The organism is Spongiibacter pelagi (assembly GCF_014705705.1).
Classification (GTDB): Bacteria; Pseudomonadota; Gammaproteobacteria; order Pseudomonadales; family Spongiibacteraceae; genus Spongiibacter; species Spongiibacter pelagi.
Window position 1 is genome coordinate 424,838 of sequence record NZ_JACXLD010000001.1, and the last position, 19,912, is coordinate 444,749.

Consider the following 19,912-nt stretch of genomic DNA (forward strand, 5'->3'; position numbering starts at 1 on the left):
ATGAGTGCGACCTTATCTTCAGATACGTGGACGCTTTACGGTCAAACCTTCAATAGCCGCTTTCTTATTGGCAGCGCGCTGTATCCTTCGCCAGAAGTGATGAAGTCGGCCATTACCGCCTCGGGTTCTGAAATTATTACCGTAAGTTTGCGCCGCCAAGCGCCGGAGCAAGGTGGCGGCAATGCGTTTTGGGAACAATTACGCAGCTTGAATAAAGCCTTATTGCCGAATACCGCGGGCTGTCACTCGGTAAAAGAAGCGGTGACACTGGCGCAAATGAGCCGCGAAATATTCGAAACCGACTGGTTAAAGCTGGAAGTGGTCGGCGATGATTACAATTTACAGCCCGACCCAATTGCCACTGTGGAAGCGGCAGAAAAACTGATTAAGCTGGGTTTTAAAGTGTTCCCCTATTGCACCGATGACCTGGTGATTTGCCAACGGCTGCGCGATGTCGGCTGTGAAGTGTTAATGCCTTGGGGTTCACCTATTGGCACCGGGCGCGGCTTAATGAATCCCTATAATTTACAGGCGATTCGTGAGCGTATTCCCGAGCTGCCGCTGATTGTGGATGCGGGCATTGGTAAACCTTCCCATGCGGTGCAGGCGATGGAGTTGGGTTATGACGGCATATTGCTTAACACCGCCGTGGCCCAAGCCAATGAGCCGGTGATGATGGCGGAAGCATTTCGCGATGCTTTGTCTGCCGGTCGCAAAGCCTATCTTGCCGGGGCAATGCCCGAGCGCCAAACCGCCGCGCCTTCCACACCAACCCTGGGTATGCCGTTCTGGCATCAGCAATAAAAAAGGCCGGATAAAAATCCGGCCTCTCGTTTACTCGCGTTTAGCGCAGGTTTTACATCACATACTTCTTTCGCAATTGGGCAAGGTCGTCGGCACTCACGCCAATGGCCTGTTCCAGATAGGCTTCCACCGAACCCCAGCGGCTGTCGATTTCTTCCAGCGCGAAAGCCAGATACGGCGTGCCGTCTTCGGTGTACAGCGGGTTGGGCTGCTGGCTGGCACCGGCTTTTTTGTAGTGCAGCATCATTTTGGCAAAACTATTGGTTTTAGCGGCTTCTTCCAGCTCCACATCGCCCATTTCATTCACGGGGCGGCGGTACTGGGTGGAGAGCAGGTAGTCTTCCAAAATGGTTTGGCGCGGTACACCCAATACGCTCAGAATCATCGCGGAAGAAAAACCGGTGCGGTCTTGGCCGGCTGAACAGTTCACCACTACTGGCCCTTCGGTTTTCAGTAGTTCTGCAAAGTAGAGCTTCAGTTGTGGTTGGAGTTGCTCGGGGAAGTGGCGGTAAAGTTTGCCCATCATTTCCCGAGAGTCGACGGGGCCGGTTGCCGCTTTAGCCGCATTGCCCATCATGCTCATCATGCTGTAGCTATGTTGAACATAGTCGATATCGCTATTGGTTTTCACCCAGCGGTTGGGGTACAGCTCCAGCTCGTCGTCTGAGCGCAGATCGACCACGGCACTGAAGTTCAGTTGGTTAAGCGCGGCAATATCTTGATCGCTCAGGCTGGTCATGGCGCCAGAGCGAAACAACATGCCGCGACGCACGGTTTGGCCGTCTTCGGTTTTATAGCCGCCCATATCGCGGAAGTTGGAGCTGCCTTCCAGCTTCATTACACGCTCGTCGCTGGCAACCAGTGCGGCGTTGTATTCCTTAACCTCTGCTTGGCTAGGTGTGTTGCTGCAAGCGCTTAAGCCGCCGCTCAAAGTTAGGCCCAGACCGACAGCCAGTGTCAGGCTGCGAAGGGTACCGGCAAAGCCGGCACCTGATTTTGTAAATGTATTCATCATGGTTCTAATCCTATTTTGTCTGTTCTTTTAGAAGCTGATCCGGGCGCCCATCAAGTAGCGACGGCCATAGCTCTCTGATTGGTTTACGGTACCGTTGGCGGCGTAGCGCAAATCGGTTTCGTCGGTCAGGTTATTGGCGTTGAAGTAGATCGACATCGTAGCGCCGTTCAAGTCGAATGGCAGCTCGTAGCTCACGGTCAGGTCAACACGCTTCTGCTCGCCCCACACTTCGTCTGGACTTTCGATGGGAGAAATCCACTCGTCGCGGTACTGGTAGTTCAGGCGCGTGGACAGGCCAAAGTTTTCATAGAAGACCGACACGTTGTAGATCATGTCTGAGGTGCCGGGCAGGTCGTATTTGGTGCCGTCCAGACCTTTAAATTCGCTATTGAGCAAGGTCATATTGGCGCTGATACCAAAGCCATCCAGAACCGGAACCAGATCGGCGGCGTGGCCGACAAAGTTCAGTTCGACACCACTCATTTCGCCGTCTTTGCCGTTGACCTTACCGATGTAAGTCCACTGCTCACCCTTGGCGCTGGGGTCGTAAAGGCCGCCATCAATGGTTGAAGTGTCGGCATAGATTACGTTGTCGATCTGGCGGTAGAAGGCGCCTACCGAGGCGATGCTGGCTGGAGCGAAATACCATTCCAGTGCGGTATCAATGCCCACGGCTTCTTCAGCTTCCAGCGTAGGATTACCGCCGCGAACTTCTTTGGTAGTGATGTCGGCAGAGGCCGCTGCGCGCCACTCGTCGTAGGTGGGGCGGTTCAGGCCGCTGGAGGCCGAGACACGCAGTTTTACATCATCGCGCAAATCAATATTGAGGTGAGCGCTAGGCAGAACATTGGTGAAGCTGTCGTCTACGCTAACAGGATTGCCGTTTACATCGCGGCCTTCGCTGCTGTAGTCGGTTTGCTCAACGCGAACACCGGTAACCAAATTACCCCAAGAGAATTGAGTCGTGGTCATGGCGTAAGCCGCCAAAATCTCTTCTTCCAGCTTAACAATGTTTGCTGCACTGGGTTGTGGCGTAGTCAGGCCGGCTTGATCCCAAGCGGCGCGCAGGCCTTTGTTGTCGTAGTAAGTACCGCCAATGGTGTTGGTGGTATTGGATTCCCACTGCTCGCCAGTGTTGTAGCTGTCGATATTAATGGAACCGGGGAAGAGGCCCATAGCTGGTGTGGCAACAAAGCCATCGGCCTTGCGCTGATCTAATTGAATACCGGTTTTGAATACGGCGTCTTGGCCGAATAATTCGATATTGCGGTCGGCATCGAGCTTGAATTTGTCGGCGTCAATATCCAGCTTCTGGGCGTAAACCAGGCCCAGAGTTTGCGCGTAGCTTATGGTAGACAGGTCGCGATCCAGCGTCAGCTTGGGGTCTTCGATATCGCTCATATCATAGCTGGCAACAACACTGCCGCCGACGCTATAAGGGATAGGTAGCAGCGAGTTGTTTTCTGTTTCGGTGGTGTTATAGCGGGCTTGCAGTGCCCACTCAGCCACTTGGAAATCGGCACCCAGGGTATTGCTGAAGGTGGAGTTTTCGTACTTGCCGTATTCCAGCATGCGGTTAACGCTGGCCGCTTGGTTTGAGGCGGTAGTGCCGGAAACGGGTGTATCAAAAGCGAACACAAACTGGTTGCGCTCTTCTTTATCAACAAACTCGCTGTACAGAGTGCTGAAGAAGGCGCGCTGCAGAGGACCTTCGCCACGGTATTCAAAGGTACCGCCGTGGGCGCTGTCTTCACGGGTAATTTTGTAGCTGCGGAAGTCCAGTTCGTTCACGACCAGATCGCCATTGGCATCGTGTTCTAAATCGTATTCACGGTTGTCGGTGATTTGTTCGCGGCTGTTTTCAGAGGCAAACAAAACCACGCCGAAATTGTCATTTGACCATGAGCCGCGCAGGCCGAATTTGTCGATGTCGCCATCGCCCATTTGCTGCTCACCCAAGCCGATGTCGCCAGAGAAAGAGAAGCCTTCCTGTGCGAATGGGCTGAAGGTGTGAATGTTGATGAAGCCGGCAACGGACTCGCCGGGCATGCTCGGCAGAATGGCTTTATTGGCTTCAATGCGGCTGGTGATTACTGAAGGGAAGCTGTCGAAGCGGGGCACGCGGCCGTTCTCGGCGCCGGGTACATCAATGCCGTCAAAGGCGATGCTGGTGTAACGGAATGGCGCACCGCGCAGGTTGATGTAGCGGGCTTGGCCTTGATCGCGCTCAATTGCCAAACCGGGCAGGCGGCCCAGTGAGTCGGCCAGGTTTTGGTCGGGGAAGCGACCGATGGTGTCGGCAGAAATAATATCGACATAGTTGTCGGCAAATTGCTTGGCTTCAAATGCGGCCTGTTGGCTGTCTTTGATTGGCTTGCCAACTACCGTCACGATTTCTAACTTGGTTTCTTGAGTTGCTAGTGGTGCCGCGTTTTCTTCAGCGTGGCTGGCACCACTGACTAGAGCAATTGCCGCGCACAATAATGTGGGACGAAAGCGAAAGGGGTTCATGTTGGGTCTCCGGTTTGGTTTTGGTTTGGCCCTATGGCCTGATTTTTTGCGCTTGAATGGCTGCCGTTGTCTCCCGGCTTATGGCGCTGTTTCGCGGGGCCCATTCTTGGATTTTTATGTGACTACGCAGTGAAAAAGATGTCTCTAAACCGCTTGGGGATGTCTAAAAGCCCGTGTTTTCTGGGCATTAGCTGGAAATATGAATTTTTTCTGCGGGGGTCGCCAGACGGTACTTGGAGCGGGCGGTGCGCGCATCTCGCTCCATATCGAACAGATAGGGCGCGGCCAGTTTTTCTCCCAAGGTGGCAACCAGTACCTCTTTTATCTTGCTGCGGTTTTGGTCGAGGGTTTTGGCGCGCAGGCCTTTTTCCTGTAAATCGTTAATCGCCTTCTGGTGGCCATTGTGATTCGCCATTAGCGCCATCAAATCGCCAGCGGCGGGAAAGTCGGGCTTGTTTGAAGGCGGGTTTACAAACCAGCCATCGGCTTCATCACGCGCCAGCCGTTTGCCGGCGTACCACAAGTAATAAAAGTAGGGGGTGGCGGGCAGTTTTATTTCGGTGCCGTGAATCCACAGGCGCTGCTCGTCGGGGGCGAAGCGCAGCGTTGCTTCCGATTCGGCAATGGCCAGGGCTTGTGATAATTGTTCGGGGTAGAGTCGTAAACCACATTGCAGCCAGTCGAGAGCATCTGGAGCACTGAGCTGACGGCCAGACACGCTGCGCAGGGCATCCACCGGATCGGTTTTGCTGTCTTCCAGTAATAGCGACAGGGCCGCCTGTTGGGACGGGTCGTAAAGTTGTTGCTGCTTGAGCAAGGCCAGCGCTTGTCGGTGGCCGCTATGCGCGGCAAGCCGATTAAAAATATGCCGTTGCTCAGCCCGCATGGGTGGTAAAACCAGAGTTACCAAAATCAGTGCCAGCACACTTAACAGCGTGGGCACGCCGGCGGCGGTGGCCCAATTAATGTTGCAGTCTAGTTGCAGGCCCAATGATTCCTGCTGATCACCAGAGGGCCAATCCAACTGAATATTGCGTTTAGTGGTTTGGTGTTGAGTGCTTATTTGAAAGTAAGGTCGGCCGCGCAGTTGTTGAACTTGTGCGCGACAGCTTGTTATTGGCGACAAGATTCCACTGGCCGGTAAATGGTTTAAGTCCCTATTAATGTGCTGAACTAAAAAATTGTTGAGGTCGTCCAGCTCATACAGATTTACGCTGGCTTCAACAATTGCTTCCGGCAGGCGCGGTGAAAGTTGTTGCTTAAGATCGGTGGCCAGCATATTTAAGCTCTGCCAAATACTGAGCACCACTAATAATAAAACCGCTGGCAGCAGCGCGAGCCCGGTAAGTAGAGGGCGTTTAAAACGGTGGGTTTTCACGGGCAACTGCCCTCAAAGGTCGGCGTTGAATGACCTTGTTCAAACAAGCTATCGAATAGGCGAAGGGTTTTACTCAGCTCGCAGGCAAGGCCGGGGTGAAACTGGTTGCGCTGTAAATACCACGTGCCGGAGGGCACATTTTTGTCCATCAATGTGAAATACAGTTTGCGATCCGTGGCGGCCTGCATACTGTCACCGCCGCTGGTAACAAGGTCGATATCGCCTCTATAAAAGGCGTCCATCAATGCTTTGGGACCGGGGTAAAAACGCTTTTGCTCGCTGTTCAGTTCTATGCCCGCTGCGGCGAGTGCCGCCATTGGCCGCAGATAGAAGCTCATGCTTTGGTGGTCTTCCGAAAACCCAATACGTTTGTCAGCCAAATATTCTGGGGTGATTTCCGGGGCCTGCTTATAGCTTGCCCAATACATGGTGTAGCGCGGTGAATCGACAATGGGCAGATAGTAGGTTTGGGCTTCTGGCGTTAAACCGGCAACGATATGGCGGCGATTCCAAAACAACTGATATTGGCCATTGAGTAGATGTTCAATTTGGAGAAAGGCGCGGGGATGCCAGCTAATCGCCACCTCGCCGTAGTATTGGCCAAGTACCGGATTTGCGCATAAGCGGTCGGCGAACTCTTTCGCCTTTAGCGCCGTTAGGGTCAAAACATTGAATGTTGCATCGGCCTCGCCGCCGGTCTGGCAGCGGTAACTCTGATAATTGCTCAGTGTGATGGGGGCGAACTGCTGGCGAGACAATAGCAGTGATCCGGCAATTGGCAGGCTGCTTAGCGTGGCAATCACCAGTGCATAGATCCAGAGATTCGGGCTGAGGATTGGAAGCTTTAGCATGATACAACTTGGGTGAAAAACCGGCGGGTCAAAAAACGCAGGCAGTGTAGGCGCTTCCTATGACAACTGTATGACGTGACCTGTCACACATTTTGGCTTTTGTAAACTTTGAACTGCTCACGGTTTTCATCGTGAGCATCCGCTACACTCTCGCTATAACATAATCATTAAGTTTCAAAAGGTGGAATCAAATGCGTTTTCTTGTGAATGGCGTTTTGGCAGGAATTGTGTCGCTAGGTTTGAGTGCCTGTGGTGGCGGGGGTGGTGGCGAGTCAAGTTTGGCCGCATCCAGCGATGAGCCGGCCAGCTTCAGTTCGCAGGGCGTGGGTGAGCCCATTGATGGCCAGTACATTGTGCTTTTCAATAAATTATCCACGCCAGACCTACTCGGGCTAGGGTTGACCGAGCAGGTGCAGGCCATTCTGGAAGGCGTTGGCGGCAATGTTTTAGGTGTGTTTGAACACGCTATTACCGGGGTGGTTGCACAGTTGAGCCCGGAAGCTGCGGCGCTGCTGGCCGCGAATCCTTTGGTTGATTTGGTAGAGCAAGACCGCGTGGCCGGCTTGCGTGCTACCCAAAATAATGCGCCTTGGGGTTTGGATCGAATCGATCAGACGAATCTGCCGCTGGATGGCAGTTACCGCTATAACGGAACCGGTGCGGGATCGCATATATATGTGTTGGATACCGGCATTAATAGTACGCACAGTGAATTTGCTGGGCGGGTGGGCACCAGCCGTAACTTTGTTTCTTCTGGGTTGTTGTTTGGTTCGGTCGATGCAGCGGATTATGAAGACTGTAATGGTCACGGCAGCCATGTGGCCGGTATTGCGGCGGGGTCTACTTACGGTGTCGCCAAAGGCGCCACGGTGCATGGTTTGCGGGTGATGGGCTGTAATGGCAGCGGCTCAACCTCAACCATTATTGCCGGTTTGGACTGGTTGGTGGCGAATCATCAAACGCCTGCCGTGGCCAATATGAGTATCGGTGGGGGCAATAGCACGGCGCTGGATCAGGCGGTTCGCAACGCCGTCAATGCCGGTATTACCGTGGTGGTTGCTGCCGGTAATGATAATGCCGATGCCTGTACCGGCTCACCTAACCGGGTAGCTGAGGCGATTACCGTGGGTGCAACCACGAATACCGACAGCCGTGCCTCTTACTCTAATCATGGTTCTTGCGTAGATATTATGGCGCCGGGTTCATCCATTGTTTCAGCGTGGTATACCGGAAATAATGCGACCGCGAACGCCAGCGGTACTTCTATGGCGGCGCCAGCCGTAGCGGGTGTTGCGGCGGTATTTTTGGGTGGCCAGCAAGTGTCTCCTGCCGATGTTTTCGACGGCGTGTTGGCCGCCGGTACCAGTGGTAAATTGAGCGCATTGAGTGGCTCGCCAAATCTTTTATTGCAAGTGGCAGAGGGTGAGCCCGGAGCGCCACTGGCCAGCTTTACCCAAGATTGCGCGGACTTAAGCTGTAGTTTTGATGCCTCGGCTGCGAGCGCGGGTGCGGGCATTGCCAGTTATGCGTGGAACTTTGGCGACGGGCAGTCCGCTTCGGGTGCTGTGGTGAGTCATAACTATGCCGATTACGGCAGCTATAACGTCACGCTTACCATCACTGATTTCGACGGTGCGCAGGACGGCGAGCAACAAGTGGTGATTTTAACGGCGCCGAGTGCGGGGCCTTGTCCTGAGTGTGAGCAGTCCAGCGGAACCTTGAATAATGGCGGGCAAGTTTATGTGCCGGGTTCTGCGGGTTTTGCCAGCAATGGCGGCCAATTCCGCGCATATTTAGAGGGCGCTTCTGGTACTGACTTTGATCTGTATCTGGAAAAACTCGGTGGTTTCATTTTTCAGTCGTGGAGTTCAGTCGCCAGCTCGGCAACCGATTCAGCCAGTGAGGAAATTAGTTATACCGGTTCGGCGGGGCAATATCGCTGGCGGGTGAAATCTTACAGCGGCAGTGGCGAGTATTTGCTCTACACCGATAATCCATAAAACAAAACGAATCTAATTAGGGGAGCTTGGCTCCCTTTTTTATGGGCCTGTTTTTCTGGTTCTATCTTTTACTGGTTCTATGCTTTGACTTTTGTGGTTCTCAATAGCGTTAACGGCACGCTTTAACATAGGTGTAACTTTTGGTCGCTAATATGCGCGGTCTTAGATCAATCTGGGCGCAGTCTTAGGTCAATTTAGGCCAATCCTCGCATCACCTTGCCGTTGAGCAAGCTCGCTATTTAGGTAATACCATGAAGAAAACCAATCTCGCACTGTTGCTGTGTCTATTATTTAGCACGGTTATTGTGACCGGCTGTGGTGGCAGCAGCTCTAAAAGTAGCACCATTGTTGATAATGGCGATGGCGGCGATGGCGGCGATGGCGGCGATGGCGGCGATGGCGGCGATGGCGGCGATGGCGGCGATGGCGGCGATGGCGGCGATGGCGGCGATGGTGGTGACGGTGGTGATATTCCTGAGCCTAAACCAACGGTGCTTTGCGAAGGTAGCGAAGTGGTTCCCGAGCGCCTGTTCCTGCAGCAGCTCGCTTCTGACCGGGTCATTATTAAATGGCGTGGCAATATTGATGGCGGCGATGAAGCCACGGCGGTTTGTGTGGGCACCTACTCAGACGCGCTGCCCTTGGGCAGCCTGACCGCAGCGGTTGTTACTGAAACGGGACACAGCGAAGCGCTGGTGACAGGGCTGAAACCGGATACAACTTATTACTATTCTGTTGGCGGCGCGCCGACTGCGAATGCCGAACACTATTTCCGCACAGCGCCGCTGGCCAATGAATTACCAAGTGACGGCAATACCCGCATCTGGATTTTGGGTGATCCGGGTTCGGCGGGTTCTCCGCTTGCCGATGACACTGCGCAGGTCGCAGTGCGCGAAGGTTACTACCAGTGGATTAGTGATAACGGCGGCGAAGAAACCGATATTCTGCTGACCCTTGGCGACAACGCGTATTTTGACGGTACCGACCAGCAAAATCAGGTTGCTCTATTTGATATATATCCCAAGACCTTAGCGAAAGCGGCAATTTGGAGCACCATTGGTAACCATGAGATGGGCAGCTTTGGCACCTCATTGTCGCCCACGGTGAATCTCTATACCCCCATCACCGGTTTGCCAGATTTGCCACCCGATTCGCCCATGCCCTACCTGAATATTTTCTCCTTCCCGACCAATGGTGAAGTGGGTGGCGTGCCTAGTGGCACCGAGCAGTACTACGCCTTTGATTACGGCAATGTGCATATTATTAGTCTGGATTCGCAGGTAACGGCGCGTAATGCCGACAACCAGGCGGCGATGAAGGACTGGCTGATTTCAGATTTGGAGAGCAATACCAAGGATTGGACGATTGTTATTTTCCACCATCCGCCGTACTCCAAAGCCAGCCACGACTCGGACTCAAATCAGCTTGGCGTTGACCAGCCTATCTTTGAAATGCGGGAAAACTTTAATCCGATTTTTGAAGATTACCGGGTGGATTTGGTGTACTCCGGTCACAGCCATTCCTACGAACGCTCCTACTATATTCGCGGCCACTACGGCTTGTCTGACACTTTTGATGCCGCCGAGATGGCTGAGCTGAATAGCGATGGCACCCCCAAGACCGGTCGCGACGATCAGGCTTACGGCCAAATTACTCAAAGCGGTATGGATGACAAAGTGGTCTACTCCACTGCTGGCAGCTCTGGCCAAACGGGTGGCTTGGCTGATGACGCTCCCCATGAAGCGCATTTCTTCACCGAAGATCTGCTGGGTTCGGTCGTGGTCGATGTGAAGAAAGATGAGTTGATAGTGCGCTTTATCGATGATAACGGCGCTGCGCTCGACTACTTTACGATCACTCGTTAAGGGCGTCTAAGAATGTTTTACCGCCCCAGTTTTCTGGCGGGTTTGTTACTGGTCTTGGCGCCCTTTAATCAAGCGATTGCGGGCGCGGATACCTCGGAAGCCGTTGAATACCTGAATTTACGCATATTAACCTCGCCTGCCGATGCGGCTTTGTACGCGCGGCGTGCAGGGTTGTTCGCGGATAAAAAAAATTGGCCAGAAGCCTTTGCCGATCTTCAGCGCTTGAGCGACTTGGGTGAAGAGCAGCGAGCGACCTATTTGCGCGGCGAATTTCACGCCCGGCAAGGGCAATGGCATAGTGCAATTCGCGAATTTGATAGGGTAATAAAGCGCGACTCGCGCAATATTCCGGCGCTATTGCAGCGTGCCAAAGCGCATGATGCCGTAGGTCGTGCCAAGCCCGCCTTGGCGGATTACCAGCGCGTGCTGCGCTTGTTTCCCAATGCGGAATACGGAGCTTATCGTCGCACCGCTGAATTATTGCTTGAATTAAAAGGCATTGATCCCGCGCTGGATTTTCTAGACGCCAGAATGAAAACGGTTGGGGTCATTCCTCAGCTGCAGAATCTGGCAATAACAATGACGAAACAGGCCAAGCGCTACCCGGAGGCGATGGCCCGCCTTGAGTCTTTAAGCGTCCACTATAAAAGTTCGCCCTACTGGAATGTAGACATGGCGGAAGTGCTGCTGCTGAATAAAAATTCCGAGCAGGCCAAATATCACCTTCAAATTGCCGAGCACTTATTAGAGGCTCGTCAGCAAACCAAGGCCAGTCAGCGCCTTGCCGCGCAGATTGGTCAGTTAAAACAACAATATCAAATCTGATTACGTTTCTTCTTAAGTCACCATACCTTTGCCATTCGACTAAGGTCTCAAGCGCGTTTCTAGCTATTGATGTTATCTGTGATAACATTGCGCCCATTTACCCCGGCCGGTATCTAAGCTTGGCTGGGGCCGGGTTCAAAATAACGCTAGGAGAAGTGGTTTTGTCAGATAAAAACACCGTTAAGTCGGGTGCTATTCACCCATTTCACTTTTTAAAAACTGCCATGGCGATTGCCATTGGTACCGCAAGCTTCTCTGCTTACGCCGCTCCGGCGTTGGAAGAAGTAGTGGTCACGGCGCAAAAGCGCACGGAAAGCACACAGGATATTCCGGTAGCCGTTACCGGCCTTTCTGGCGACTCGCTGGAAAAAATGGGCTTTGATAATGCCAATGATATTGGTGCGCAAGTGCCCAATATGCAGGTCAGTGGTGCTTACGGTGAAGTGCAGCCGATCTTCTCGATTCGCGGCGTGAGCATGTCGGATTACAGCTCCAACCAAGCCAGCCCTATTGGTGTGTATGTTGATGAAGCCTATCTCGGCCCCACCTATTCACACGGTGCCAGCTTCTTTGACGTAGAGCGTTTGGAAGTACTGCGCGGCCCACAGGGTACGCTGTACGGTAAAAACACCACCGGCGGTGCAATCAACATTATTACTCGCACTCCCGGTTTTGAAGACGACGCCACAAATTATATTCGCGCGGGTGCGGGCAGCTTTAATGAAACCAGCTTGGAAGCGGGTGCAGAAAGCGAGCTGATCGAAGGCGTTTTGGCGGCGCGTGTTTCCGGTAAATTAAAGAAAGACGACGGCTGGATGGAAATTCGCGGCCAGAGTAATGATGGTGCCGCAACCGATTTTCGCGGTGGCCGCTTGGTGTTGAACTGGTTGATTAACGATCGTATGGATGCCGTATTGCGCTTAACCTCGGCGGAAAACGACGGCACCAGCACACCGCCAAAAGGCGAGGGTCGCACCACTACACTCGATGGCGAAAATATCGACTACACCGGTTACTCGCGTCCGTCTACTCTCGGTTTCCACGAAGTGGAATCCAATGCTTCGGGCGCCTTAACCACCGGCACCGATATGGGCGTACTGACCTTCAACTACAATGCCGATAGCTTCACCATTACCTCGGTGACGTCCTATTTGGATGCGGATTACTACCAAGAGCAAGACGTTGATGGCGGCTCAAAAAGCCTGTTAGAAATTACCTGGGCATCCGATTCGCAAAGCTATAGCCAAGATTTGCGCTTCACCTCTAACTTCGACGGCATGTTCAATATTATCGCCGGCGTGTACTACGGCTTCGAAGACCTGTACATGCAGAATGCCTACCGCATTTTTGGCGACCTGCCAGATCCCCGCGTGGTACTGGCAAAGCCAGCGACCATTGGTGATGCACCTTACCTGCTCGACGTGGGTGAAATCATCCATCGCCTGAATACCGAAAAAGAAAGCGCGGCGGTGTATACCCAAATGCGTTTTGATTTCAGTGCCGACTTCGGCATGGATATCGGCCTGCGTTACACCGAAGACACCAACCGCCTGACCTACCTGAACCTGTCGCGCTACACCGACGACGGTCAGCCAGTGGGCACTTGGGTGCCGGGCAACCCAACCGGTGTCGATAATGGTTGGGTACGCCTGTCGCTAACTCCACAATCCCTGCTGGATCTGCTCGCCAATCCGGCGCAGTTGGCGGCAGTTGCCAATGCCGGTTATACCCACGGGCCATTCACCACTGATTCTGCTCCGCAATTGGATTCCACCGAGCGTGAATTCACCGGTAAAGTGGGTGTGGACTACCGTATTAACGACGAGTGGATGGTGTACGCCAGCGCCAGTCGTGGTTACCGTGCTGGCAGCTTCAACGGTGGTATTTACTACGTTGAGCGGACACTGGATGGCGGCGCTTATGCGGCTCCAGAATATATCGACGCGTTTGAAGTGGGCTTCAAAGCCGACTTGCTGGGCGACAGTATGCGTCTGAACGCCGCAGCGTTTATGTACGACTACACCGACCAACAGTTCATCAACGTAGTGGGTATTTCTAACTTCCTGGAAAATGCCGGTGCATCGAGCATTGTTGGTGTGGAAGCTGAACTGTGGGCGCGCCTGACCGAACGCCTGACTATTCAGATGGCGGTGGGTGTTCTTGAAACCGAGTTTGAAGAACTGACACTGGCGAACACGGAAACACTGGATGATCCAAACGATCAAGTTGATCTTTCTGGTAATGAACTGATTTCAGCGCCCAAGCTGAACTTTAATACCTCGATTGACTACGACGTGTTGGTCACCAACTCTGGCACCTTAACGGCTAACGTCAATGCCAACTTCCAAGACGACCAGTGGTACAGCGCCTACAACGACCAATACGGCTACGGCGGTATTCGCCAAGACGCTTACTGGCTGTATAACGGCCGCCTAGGTTGGTACGCCAATGATGGCAGCTATAGCGTTTCCATCTGGGGTAAAAACCTGCTGGATGAGGAATACCATGTGTATGCCTTGAACCTGCAGGCGAACTTTGGCTTTGATGAGTATATTGCCGGGCAGCCACGCACTTATGGTTTAGAGGTTTCCTACAACTTCTAAGTCCTGATTAATGCGTGGGCTCGCAATCTAAGCTAGGGGTTCCTTAAAAAGGAACCCCTTTTTTATGCAAGAAAATGCAGTAAGTATTGTTTGTTGTTGGGGCGGCTTACAGCGGAACGCTTGCAGAAATAAGCAGCTCCAAGGCATACATATCTTCCCAGCGAATATCATCCGTGCGCAGTTTTACGGTGAAATATTGGCTTTTCACACCCAGTCCTACCGCCTTCGCCACAAAATCATAATCGGCTTGCCAGTTCAGTTTGCCGGCCTTGCCATCAATACCCAAACGGGGAAAACCTTTGCCGTCGTAGGTAAATAATTCTGCGCGACATGAAATTTTTGTCGTGCTGCTGCAAGGCTGCGAAGCGCTAAATTGAAAGCGTCTTGGCAGGTGCTGTATTTCGCTTCGGTTGCTCTCAATGCCCTGCACGGTAGGAATGGAATTCAAGCGGCCATTAGCATCATAGGAAATAGTATTGGTGGTGGCCACGGCGCGGGTGTAGGTGAGATCCTTATAGTGAATCCAAGAGAGAATATCTCGGGCTTCTACTTGCAGAAGTACATCACCGGCCTGCCATTGATAGTCGAGGTCTAAGGACAGCCCGTGCCCGTCAACGGATTCTTCCGGGCGATCAAGCAGTGAATCCCGACTATAGGAATAATCCACTTTCAGGTCGGCTTCATAACCATTGCTCAAGGTAGTTAACTGACCGCGCAGAGCACCTTGCGTGGTTTCCGATGGCTGCAAATAATTGCCGCGAATTTTAAGGCGATGTTGCTTTGCAAGATCAAAGGTATAGCCGAGGCCCAAGCCGCGAGCGCGCATATGGTTGGGTCGCAAATCGACATTAAAGGTGCGGCCTTGCGGCACCGGTAAATCATTTTTATCGAGATAGGCCAGCTCGGCGGTATCGCTATTAAAATTTAATAAATAGTCGTAGCGCAGAAAAACACTGTATTCCCACTGATTGTCGCGGTAGCCAATTTCAACTTGATTGTGGGTAAAGGCAATATCGCCTTCTTTAACGGCGGGGCCTTCTAAGTCATCCAGCAATTGCGCAATCGGTGCGATCTCACTGAAAGACTGGCTTTCCAGTTCGCTGTAAATTTCACCTGCATTGGCGGTTGAAAATGTGCCCGCTAAAAGCAGTCCAAAAACATAGGGTGTCGGTTTCATCATCGTTTCAATATGAGCATAAAAAAGGGAGGCGTGTGCCTCCCTTGGGTTTATGGTTTAACTGAGATTACAGAGCGGATTCGAAGGTTTCGTCGGTATAACGAACAATTCCTTCTTCATCAACGGTGGCGTATTGTTCGCCGCCGTGACTGATTTTTCCGGTAACCGTGCCGTTATCTTCTTCGTCATAGGTTTCGGTCAATACCAGCTTCACACCGTTGTGGTTTGTAACCGTAAAGGAGCGGCTAATAATGCGGGTGGTTTCATTCTCGTCTTCAGTCGTGGTTTCCGTGGTGGTATCTTTTTCACTATCGAAATCCAAGCTTAGTGAGTTGCCGTTATAGGAAAGGTCGATATCCAAAGTGCCATCTTCAAGGCCGGTACGCATGCCCGAAAGTTTTACTTCGGCGTCATCGTCAACACCATCAAGATTCAAGGTGAAGATCAGACTGACAGAAGCTGACACAAATTTGGACTCGGTCTCTTCAGAACACTCGGAGGTTTCAGCGTCATCCTTGCCGTCCCAATTGTCCGTTTCTGTGTAAGTGCACTCTTCGTAAAAATTAGATGCACTCAAAGACAGAGTGGCAAGCAGGGAATCGCTAGCATTTGAGAATTCACCCGAAAGCACAATGCTCAAATCATTTGCGGTGAGGTTATGCTTAATAACGTCATCAATGCCCGTGGTTTGCCAACCATCGTCTTCTACCTCGCTGGCAACGTGCTGGTCATTTGTTGACTCGTCGTAAACAAATTTAGCGTCGCCTAGGCTAATTTCGAATGAGCCAACAAATTTGGCGTCGCCGTTTGTAAGAGATGCTTCAAGCTTCGCTTTGAGATCAGTGGCAGTGACATCGCCTTTTTGAATACGGCCGTGTTCGTCATCGTTTTCATAGTACTCATAGTCCTCGTTGTAGACGAGTGAACCACTCAGTACAGAGTTTTCAGTGATTTCGAATGAGGTATCGCCCGCAGTTGATGAGCCGAATAGAGCAAAATCAATATTTGCAGTGGATTGTGCGGTGTAAGACGTGCCGTCCTCTTGGTCGTCAGGTAGATTATCTCCTTGATCATCAATATCAAGCACACTTTGATTGTGCGCGGTTAGTGAGAGCGTGACCTCTACCGGCTCGGTAGTGGGTTCAGCGGCAACAGCCTTCTGACCTACTGGTTCACTATCTGAAACTTCAGGGTCAGAGCTAGTTATAACCTCATACTCATCTACTGAAGTGAACGAAACCTTGGCATCAGCGATTTCAAGCTTAAGTTCTTCAGTATCTTTGTTGAAGTTGACCACAACGGTTAGCCCGGTGTTTTGGTCTAGGTACTCATAATCTTCGAGTGACTGGGGTTCGTCACCTTTGTTTTCTTCCAAGAAGGCAACGGCTTCGCCCAATGCTTCCATACCTAGCGCCAATACAAATGTAGTGGCCTCGGCTTCACCATCAATCGTATCGCTAACGAGCTGAGCTTCGTCTGCGAAGTTGTCCTGACCTTTCGTAGTGGAAATATTGGCATTGGCCAGATTACGGATTTGACGAACAAATGCCTTGGTGGCGGGGAGGCCTGTTAGCTCAATATCAGTAGGTGCTTCACCTTGACTTGGAGTGGTGTCTTCAGAGTTTTCTGCTACGGTCTTTTCAGCACCGATATCTGATCCCGATTGTTTTAGTGCAGAACCCTCTCCGGCATTGACTTCCTCGTTGTCATCTACCTTGTCGAGAATTTGGTCAGCTGCGGCAAAAATTTCAGCAAGCGTTAGGTTGGCATCAGGAGAGCCACCGTCATTTTTTGCTAGACCAATGTCAGAAAATTGCTCTGTGAAATTGCTTAATGCGTCTTCAACGGTGCCGGTGCCTTTACCGGCTTGAACAACGGCAGCCGCTTTTAAGTTGTAGCTCAAAGTGTCTGCGTCTGCTGCATTTACTGATTCTGGGTCAGTCAAGTCGACTATGCCTTGGCTAATAATGCTGCCGCCAGGAATACCGAGGGCGTTGGCGACTTTGCCATTGGATATACTTGCTGCCGAAGAGGGGTCTATATCTTCTTCGTGAACGCTTTTAGCTGCTAGGGCAGCGGCCGCATTTGTTAATGGTGTTACGTTAACGGAAACACCTTCGCCCTTTGTTGCTTTTGGCAGCACTGCAGACATAGAGAAGGTGTCTTTATCAAGGGGGTAATCCTGGCCAAAGGCATAGGTGGTAGTGCCTATGTCGCAGTTCACCAAGTCGCAGACCATGACTGTGCCATCTGCAGCGGTGATTTCAATATAAATCGCGTCGCCTTCTTGGTAGTTGCTATTCAGCGTTAGGGTGTACTTGCCTTTAGAGTCGGTAGTGGTTTCTGTTGCTACCATGGTGCCTTTATCAATGGTGCCGTCATCTTTCACTGCGAAAGCATAGGCGTTAACAATACCGCCCTTGATAATCCCTTTATTAGTACCACCGCCAACGGTAGTGCTAGCAGAAGAGCCGCCACCGCCACCGCCGCCACCACAGGCAGCCAAGGTTGCGCTTACAGCTAAAGGTAATAATAGTTTTTTGAAATGGTTTGAGTTACTGGTCATCACTCTTCTCCTTGAAGATGCTAATTTCTCAATAATGACGAATGTCAGAAGGCTTTTTTAATTGTTTTTTTCGGCTCTATATTTGAGGCGATTTTCGAGACTATACCTGGCCCAAAAAAATCACAAGGATTTTGTGAAGCGGTTCCGCTTTACCGGTAGGGGTAATTTCGGTTCGTCAGTTCCTTGTTGCAAAGCTATACTGCAAGCAAAACAAGGCTAACGACTTTTATGGCGACACATTCCAAACCTATTGCGTGGACTATTGCTGGCTCAGATTCCGGCGGTGGTGCAGGTATTCAAGCCGATCTGGCGACATTTCACGATTTTCATATCCACGGTTGTACGGTAATCACCGCGATAACCGCGCAGAACAGTTTTGCGGTGGGTCATATTTCCGGTACGCCCCGGCGCACGCTGGCGGCGCAGATCAATGCGCTAGACAGTGATATGCCCGCTGATGCGATCAAGCTGGGTATGTTGGGCGCAGCGGATATTGTGGAGATGGTGGCCAAGTATCTGGAGGATTACAGCGGTTTTGTGGTCTGTGATCCGGTCATGGTGGCGACCAGTGGCGGCGAGTTATTAGACGATTCGGCGCTTGAAATTTTGGTCGAAAAAATTCTCCCCCGCGCGGATTTGCTGACCCCGAATCTGCACGAGGCGGAAAAGCTATTAAACCGAAATATCGGCGGCTTACACGCGATGGAGCGAGCGGCGGCGGATATTGTTGCCCTCGGTGCGCGCTCAGTACTGCTGACGGGCGGTCACTTTCCCACGCTGGATAAGCAGCGCTTGGATTATTGGACCGATGGTGAGCAGGGCTTTTGGCTTAGCGGCCCGGATATTAAAACAGTAAATACCCACGGCACCGGTTGCACTTTGTCGGCGGCGATTGCGGCGGCGATTGCCAAGGGCTACTCCCTGTCGGATGCGATGGTGTTGGCCAAGTCTTATGTCAGCAAAGGTTTGCGCTTGGCGGTGCAGATTGGAGGCGGGCCGGGGCCTGTGGCACATTACGGTTGGCCGGATCAGCTTTACGATTTGCCCAGTCTGTTTTGGCGTATGCCAGAGGCGGGACAGAAATTTAGTTTTCCGTCTTGCGATGGCGAGCTGGGTTTATACCCGGTGGTGGACAGCGCCGATTGGATTGAGCGGTTGTTGAAGTGCGGTGTAAAAACCATTCAGTTGCGTGCAAAAAATCTTGAGGGCGAGGCGTTAACGACGGAGATTCGTCGAGCGGTAGCCTTGGGTAAGCAATATAAGGCCCGCGTGTTTATCAATGACTTCTGGCAGCAGGCGATTGCCGAAGGCGCTTACGGCGTGCACCTCGGTCAGGAAGATTTGGATAGCGCGGATCTTGCGGCGATTGCTGAGGCCGGGTTGCGTTTGGGAGTGAGTACCCACAGTTATTATGAAGTGGCTCGCGCCCACGGCATTAGCCCCAGCTATATTGCGATTGGGCCAGTCTTCCCCACTACCAGTAAAGATATGCCTTGGGAGCCGCAGGGCATTCGTCACCTGCAACGCTGGGTGAATCTGCTCGGTGAAAAATACACACTGACCGCGATTGGCGGCATTGATGTTAAACGCGCCAAGGATGTACTTGCGACCGGCGTGGGCAGTTGCGCAATGATTAGCGCGATTACTCAGGCTGATGATCCGGAAGCGGTGGTGGCCGAGTTGATGGCCATGCATGGTGATTGCGGGCGGCTGTGAAAGCGGTCGCCTAATGTAAGCGGCTGGCAATTAGCCGGTTAAGGCTCACCCCGGCTTCCGCCGCTTGAATCGCCAAATTACGATGGGTTTCAGGTGGAACTCGCACCATAAACTTGCCGCTGTATTGCTTGCTCGAAATGGGTTCTGGAATGGATTCACCTTGAGCGTTTAAATCCAGAAGCGTTTCTTTTACCAGCTTGCGAATGCCCGCTAAGGCTTTTTCTGGGCTGTTTTCAAGCCAACTCAAACTGCTAAATTCTGCGCATAGACCAACGTATTCCTGATCGTCTTCAGACCAAGTTACGCGGTACGTGTAACGATCAATTGTTTTTGCCATGTTCAGCCTCTAATCGTGTGATGGCTTCTATCACCTGCTTAACTTGATAAGCTTTTGCTTTGCCGCGACTGTTTTGAATATTTACCCTTGGATCACCGGGCCATGGTGTTTTGTAAACGCGATGGCTAGAGCCTGATTGCCGAGCTTGGCCAAAAAAGGCATCGCAGACTCGACATAGCTCGTTAAAGCGAATGCCTTTGGGGTTGGCTCGCATCCTTGCGAGAATATCTTCAGTAGAAGCCATAGCTGGATAGTATCGTTATT

General features: G+C 52.1%; 14 protein-coding genes. 6 read left to right on the plus strand and 8 right to left on the minus strand.

Translation table 11 applies throughout. From position 1 onward, the window contains the following. Entirely contained in the window at positions 1-804 is an 804-nt protein-coding gene (locus IB286_RS02010; protein ID WP_190761983.1) for a thiazole synthase, read from the plus strand. A 52-nt stretch (positions 805-856) separates the two neighbouring features. Here IB286_RS02010 and IB286_RS02015 read toward each other — a convergent pair whose 3' ends face one another. From IB286_RS02015 to IB286_RS02030, 4 genes are all read right to left on the minus strand, one after another. Further along, positions 857-1,819, minus strand: coding sequence for a tyrosine-protein phosphatase (locus IB286_RS02015; protein ID WP_190761984.1), 963 nt, complete (start codon positions 1,817-1,819; stop codon positions 857-859). Positions 1,820-1,846: 27 nt separating this feature from the next. Beyond that, positions 1,847-4,330 carry a TonB-dependent receptor gene (locus tag IB286_RS02020; RefSeq protein ID WP_190761985.1) on the minus strand — a complete coding sequence of 828 codons (2,484 nt, stop codon included), beginning with the start codon at positions 4,328-4,330 and terminating at the stop codon, positions 1,847-1,849. Between the two features lie 187 nt (positions 4,331-4,517). Next, positions 4,518-5,708, minus strand: a complete 1,191-nt coding sequence (locus tag IB286_RS02025) for a hypothetical protein (RefSeq protein WP_190761986.1) — start codon at positions 5,706-5,708, stop codon at positions 4,518-4,520. Then, positions 5,705-6,559 carry a substrate-binding domain-containing protein gene (locus IB286_RS02030; RefSeq protein WP_190761987.1) on the minus strand — a complete coding sequence of 285 codons (855 nt, stop codon included), beginning with the start codon at positions 6,557-6,559 and terminating at the stop codon, positions 5,705-5,707. Before IB286_RS02030 ends, IB286_RS02025 begins: the two co-directional genes overlap by 4 nt. 191 nt (positions 6,560-6,750) lie before the next feature. On the opposite strand from IB286_RS02030, the gene IB286_RS02035 reads away from it, so the two are divergent. The 4 genes from IB286_RS02035 to IB286_RS02050 all read left to right on the plus strand — a co-directional run bounded on the left by IB286_RS02035 (position 6,751) and on the right by IB286_RS02050 (position 13,852). Next, on the plus strand, positions 6,751-8,559 hold the full coding sequence (locus tag IB286_RS02035) for a S8 family serine peptidase (protein ID WP_190761988.1): 1,809 nt from the start codon (positions 6,751-6,753) through the stop codon (positions 8,557-8,559). A gap of 251 nt (positions 8,560-8,810) precedes the next feature. After that, positions 8,811-10,424: a metallophosphoesterase gene (locus IB286_RS02040; RefSeq protein ID WP_190761989.1), complete on the plus strand. Its 1,614-nt coding sequence runs from the start codon at positions 8,811-8,813 to the stop codon at positions 10,422-10,424. Positions 10,425-10,436: 12 nt separating this feature from the next. Further along, entirely contained in the window at positions 10,437-11,249 is an 813-nt protein-coding gene (locus tag IB286_RS02045; RefSeq protein WP_190761990.1) for a tetratricopeptide repeat protein, read from the plus strand. Positions 11,250-11,410: 161 nt separating this feature from the next. Beyond that, positions 11,411-13,852 (plus strand): TonB-dependent receptor, encoded by a 2,442-nt coding sequence (locus tag IB286_RS02050; protein ID WP_223826049.1) that lies wholly within the window; start codon positions 11,411-11,413, stop codon positions 13,850-13,852. A gap of 106 nt (positions 13,853-13,958) precedes the next feature. On the opposite strand, the gene IB286_RS02055 is transcribed toward IB286_RS02050, so the two are convergent. Beyond that, the gene (locus tag IB286_RS02055) at positions 13,959-15,029 is read right to left on the minus strand and encodes a hypothetical protein (protein WP_190761991.1); all 1,071 of its coding nucleotides are present in this window, start codon (positions 15,027-15,029) and stop codon (positions 13,959-13,961) included. A gap of 67 nt (positions 15,030-15,096) precedes the next feature. Next, the gene (locus IB286_RS02060; protein WP_190761992.1) at positions 15,097-17,595 is read right to left on the minus strand and encodes a hypothetical protein; all 2,499 of its coding nucleotides are present in this window, start codon (positions 17,593-17,595) and stop codon (positions 15,097-15,099) included. A 228-nt stretch (positions 17,596-17,823) separates the two neighbouring features. Between IB286_RS02060 and thiD the strand changes: the two genes are divergently transcribed. Then, on the plus strand, positions 17,824-19,311 hold the full coding sequence (thiD, locus tag IB286_RS02065; RefSeq protein ID WP_190761993.1) for a bifunctional hydroxymethylpyrimidine kinase/phosphomethylpyrimidine kinase: 1,488 nt from the start codon (positions 17,824-17,826) through the stop codon (positions 19,309-19,311). Between the two features lie 10 nt (positions 19,312-19,321). Here the strand turns inward: thiD and IB286_RS02070 are convergent, their stop codons facing one another. Together IB286_RS02070 and IB286_RS02075 are read right to left on the minus strand one after the other, a co-directional pair. Further along, the gene (locus IB286_RS02070) at positions 19,322-19,648 is read right to left on the minus strand and encodes a type II toxin-antitoxin system HicB family antitoxin (protein ID WP_190761994.1); all 327 of its coding nucleotides are present in this window, start codon (positions 19,646-19,648) and stop codon (positions 19,322-19,324) included. After that, complete coding sequence (locus IB286_RS02075; RefSeq protein ID WP_190761995.1) at positions 19,632-19,892, minus strand: toxin HicA; 261 nt, start codon at positions 19,890-19,892, stop codon at positions 19,632-19,634. The genes IB286_RS02070 and IB286_RS02075 overlap by 17 nt, the downstream gene beginning before the upstream one ends. Positions 19,893-19,912 lie beyond the last annotated feature (20 nt).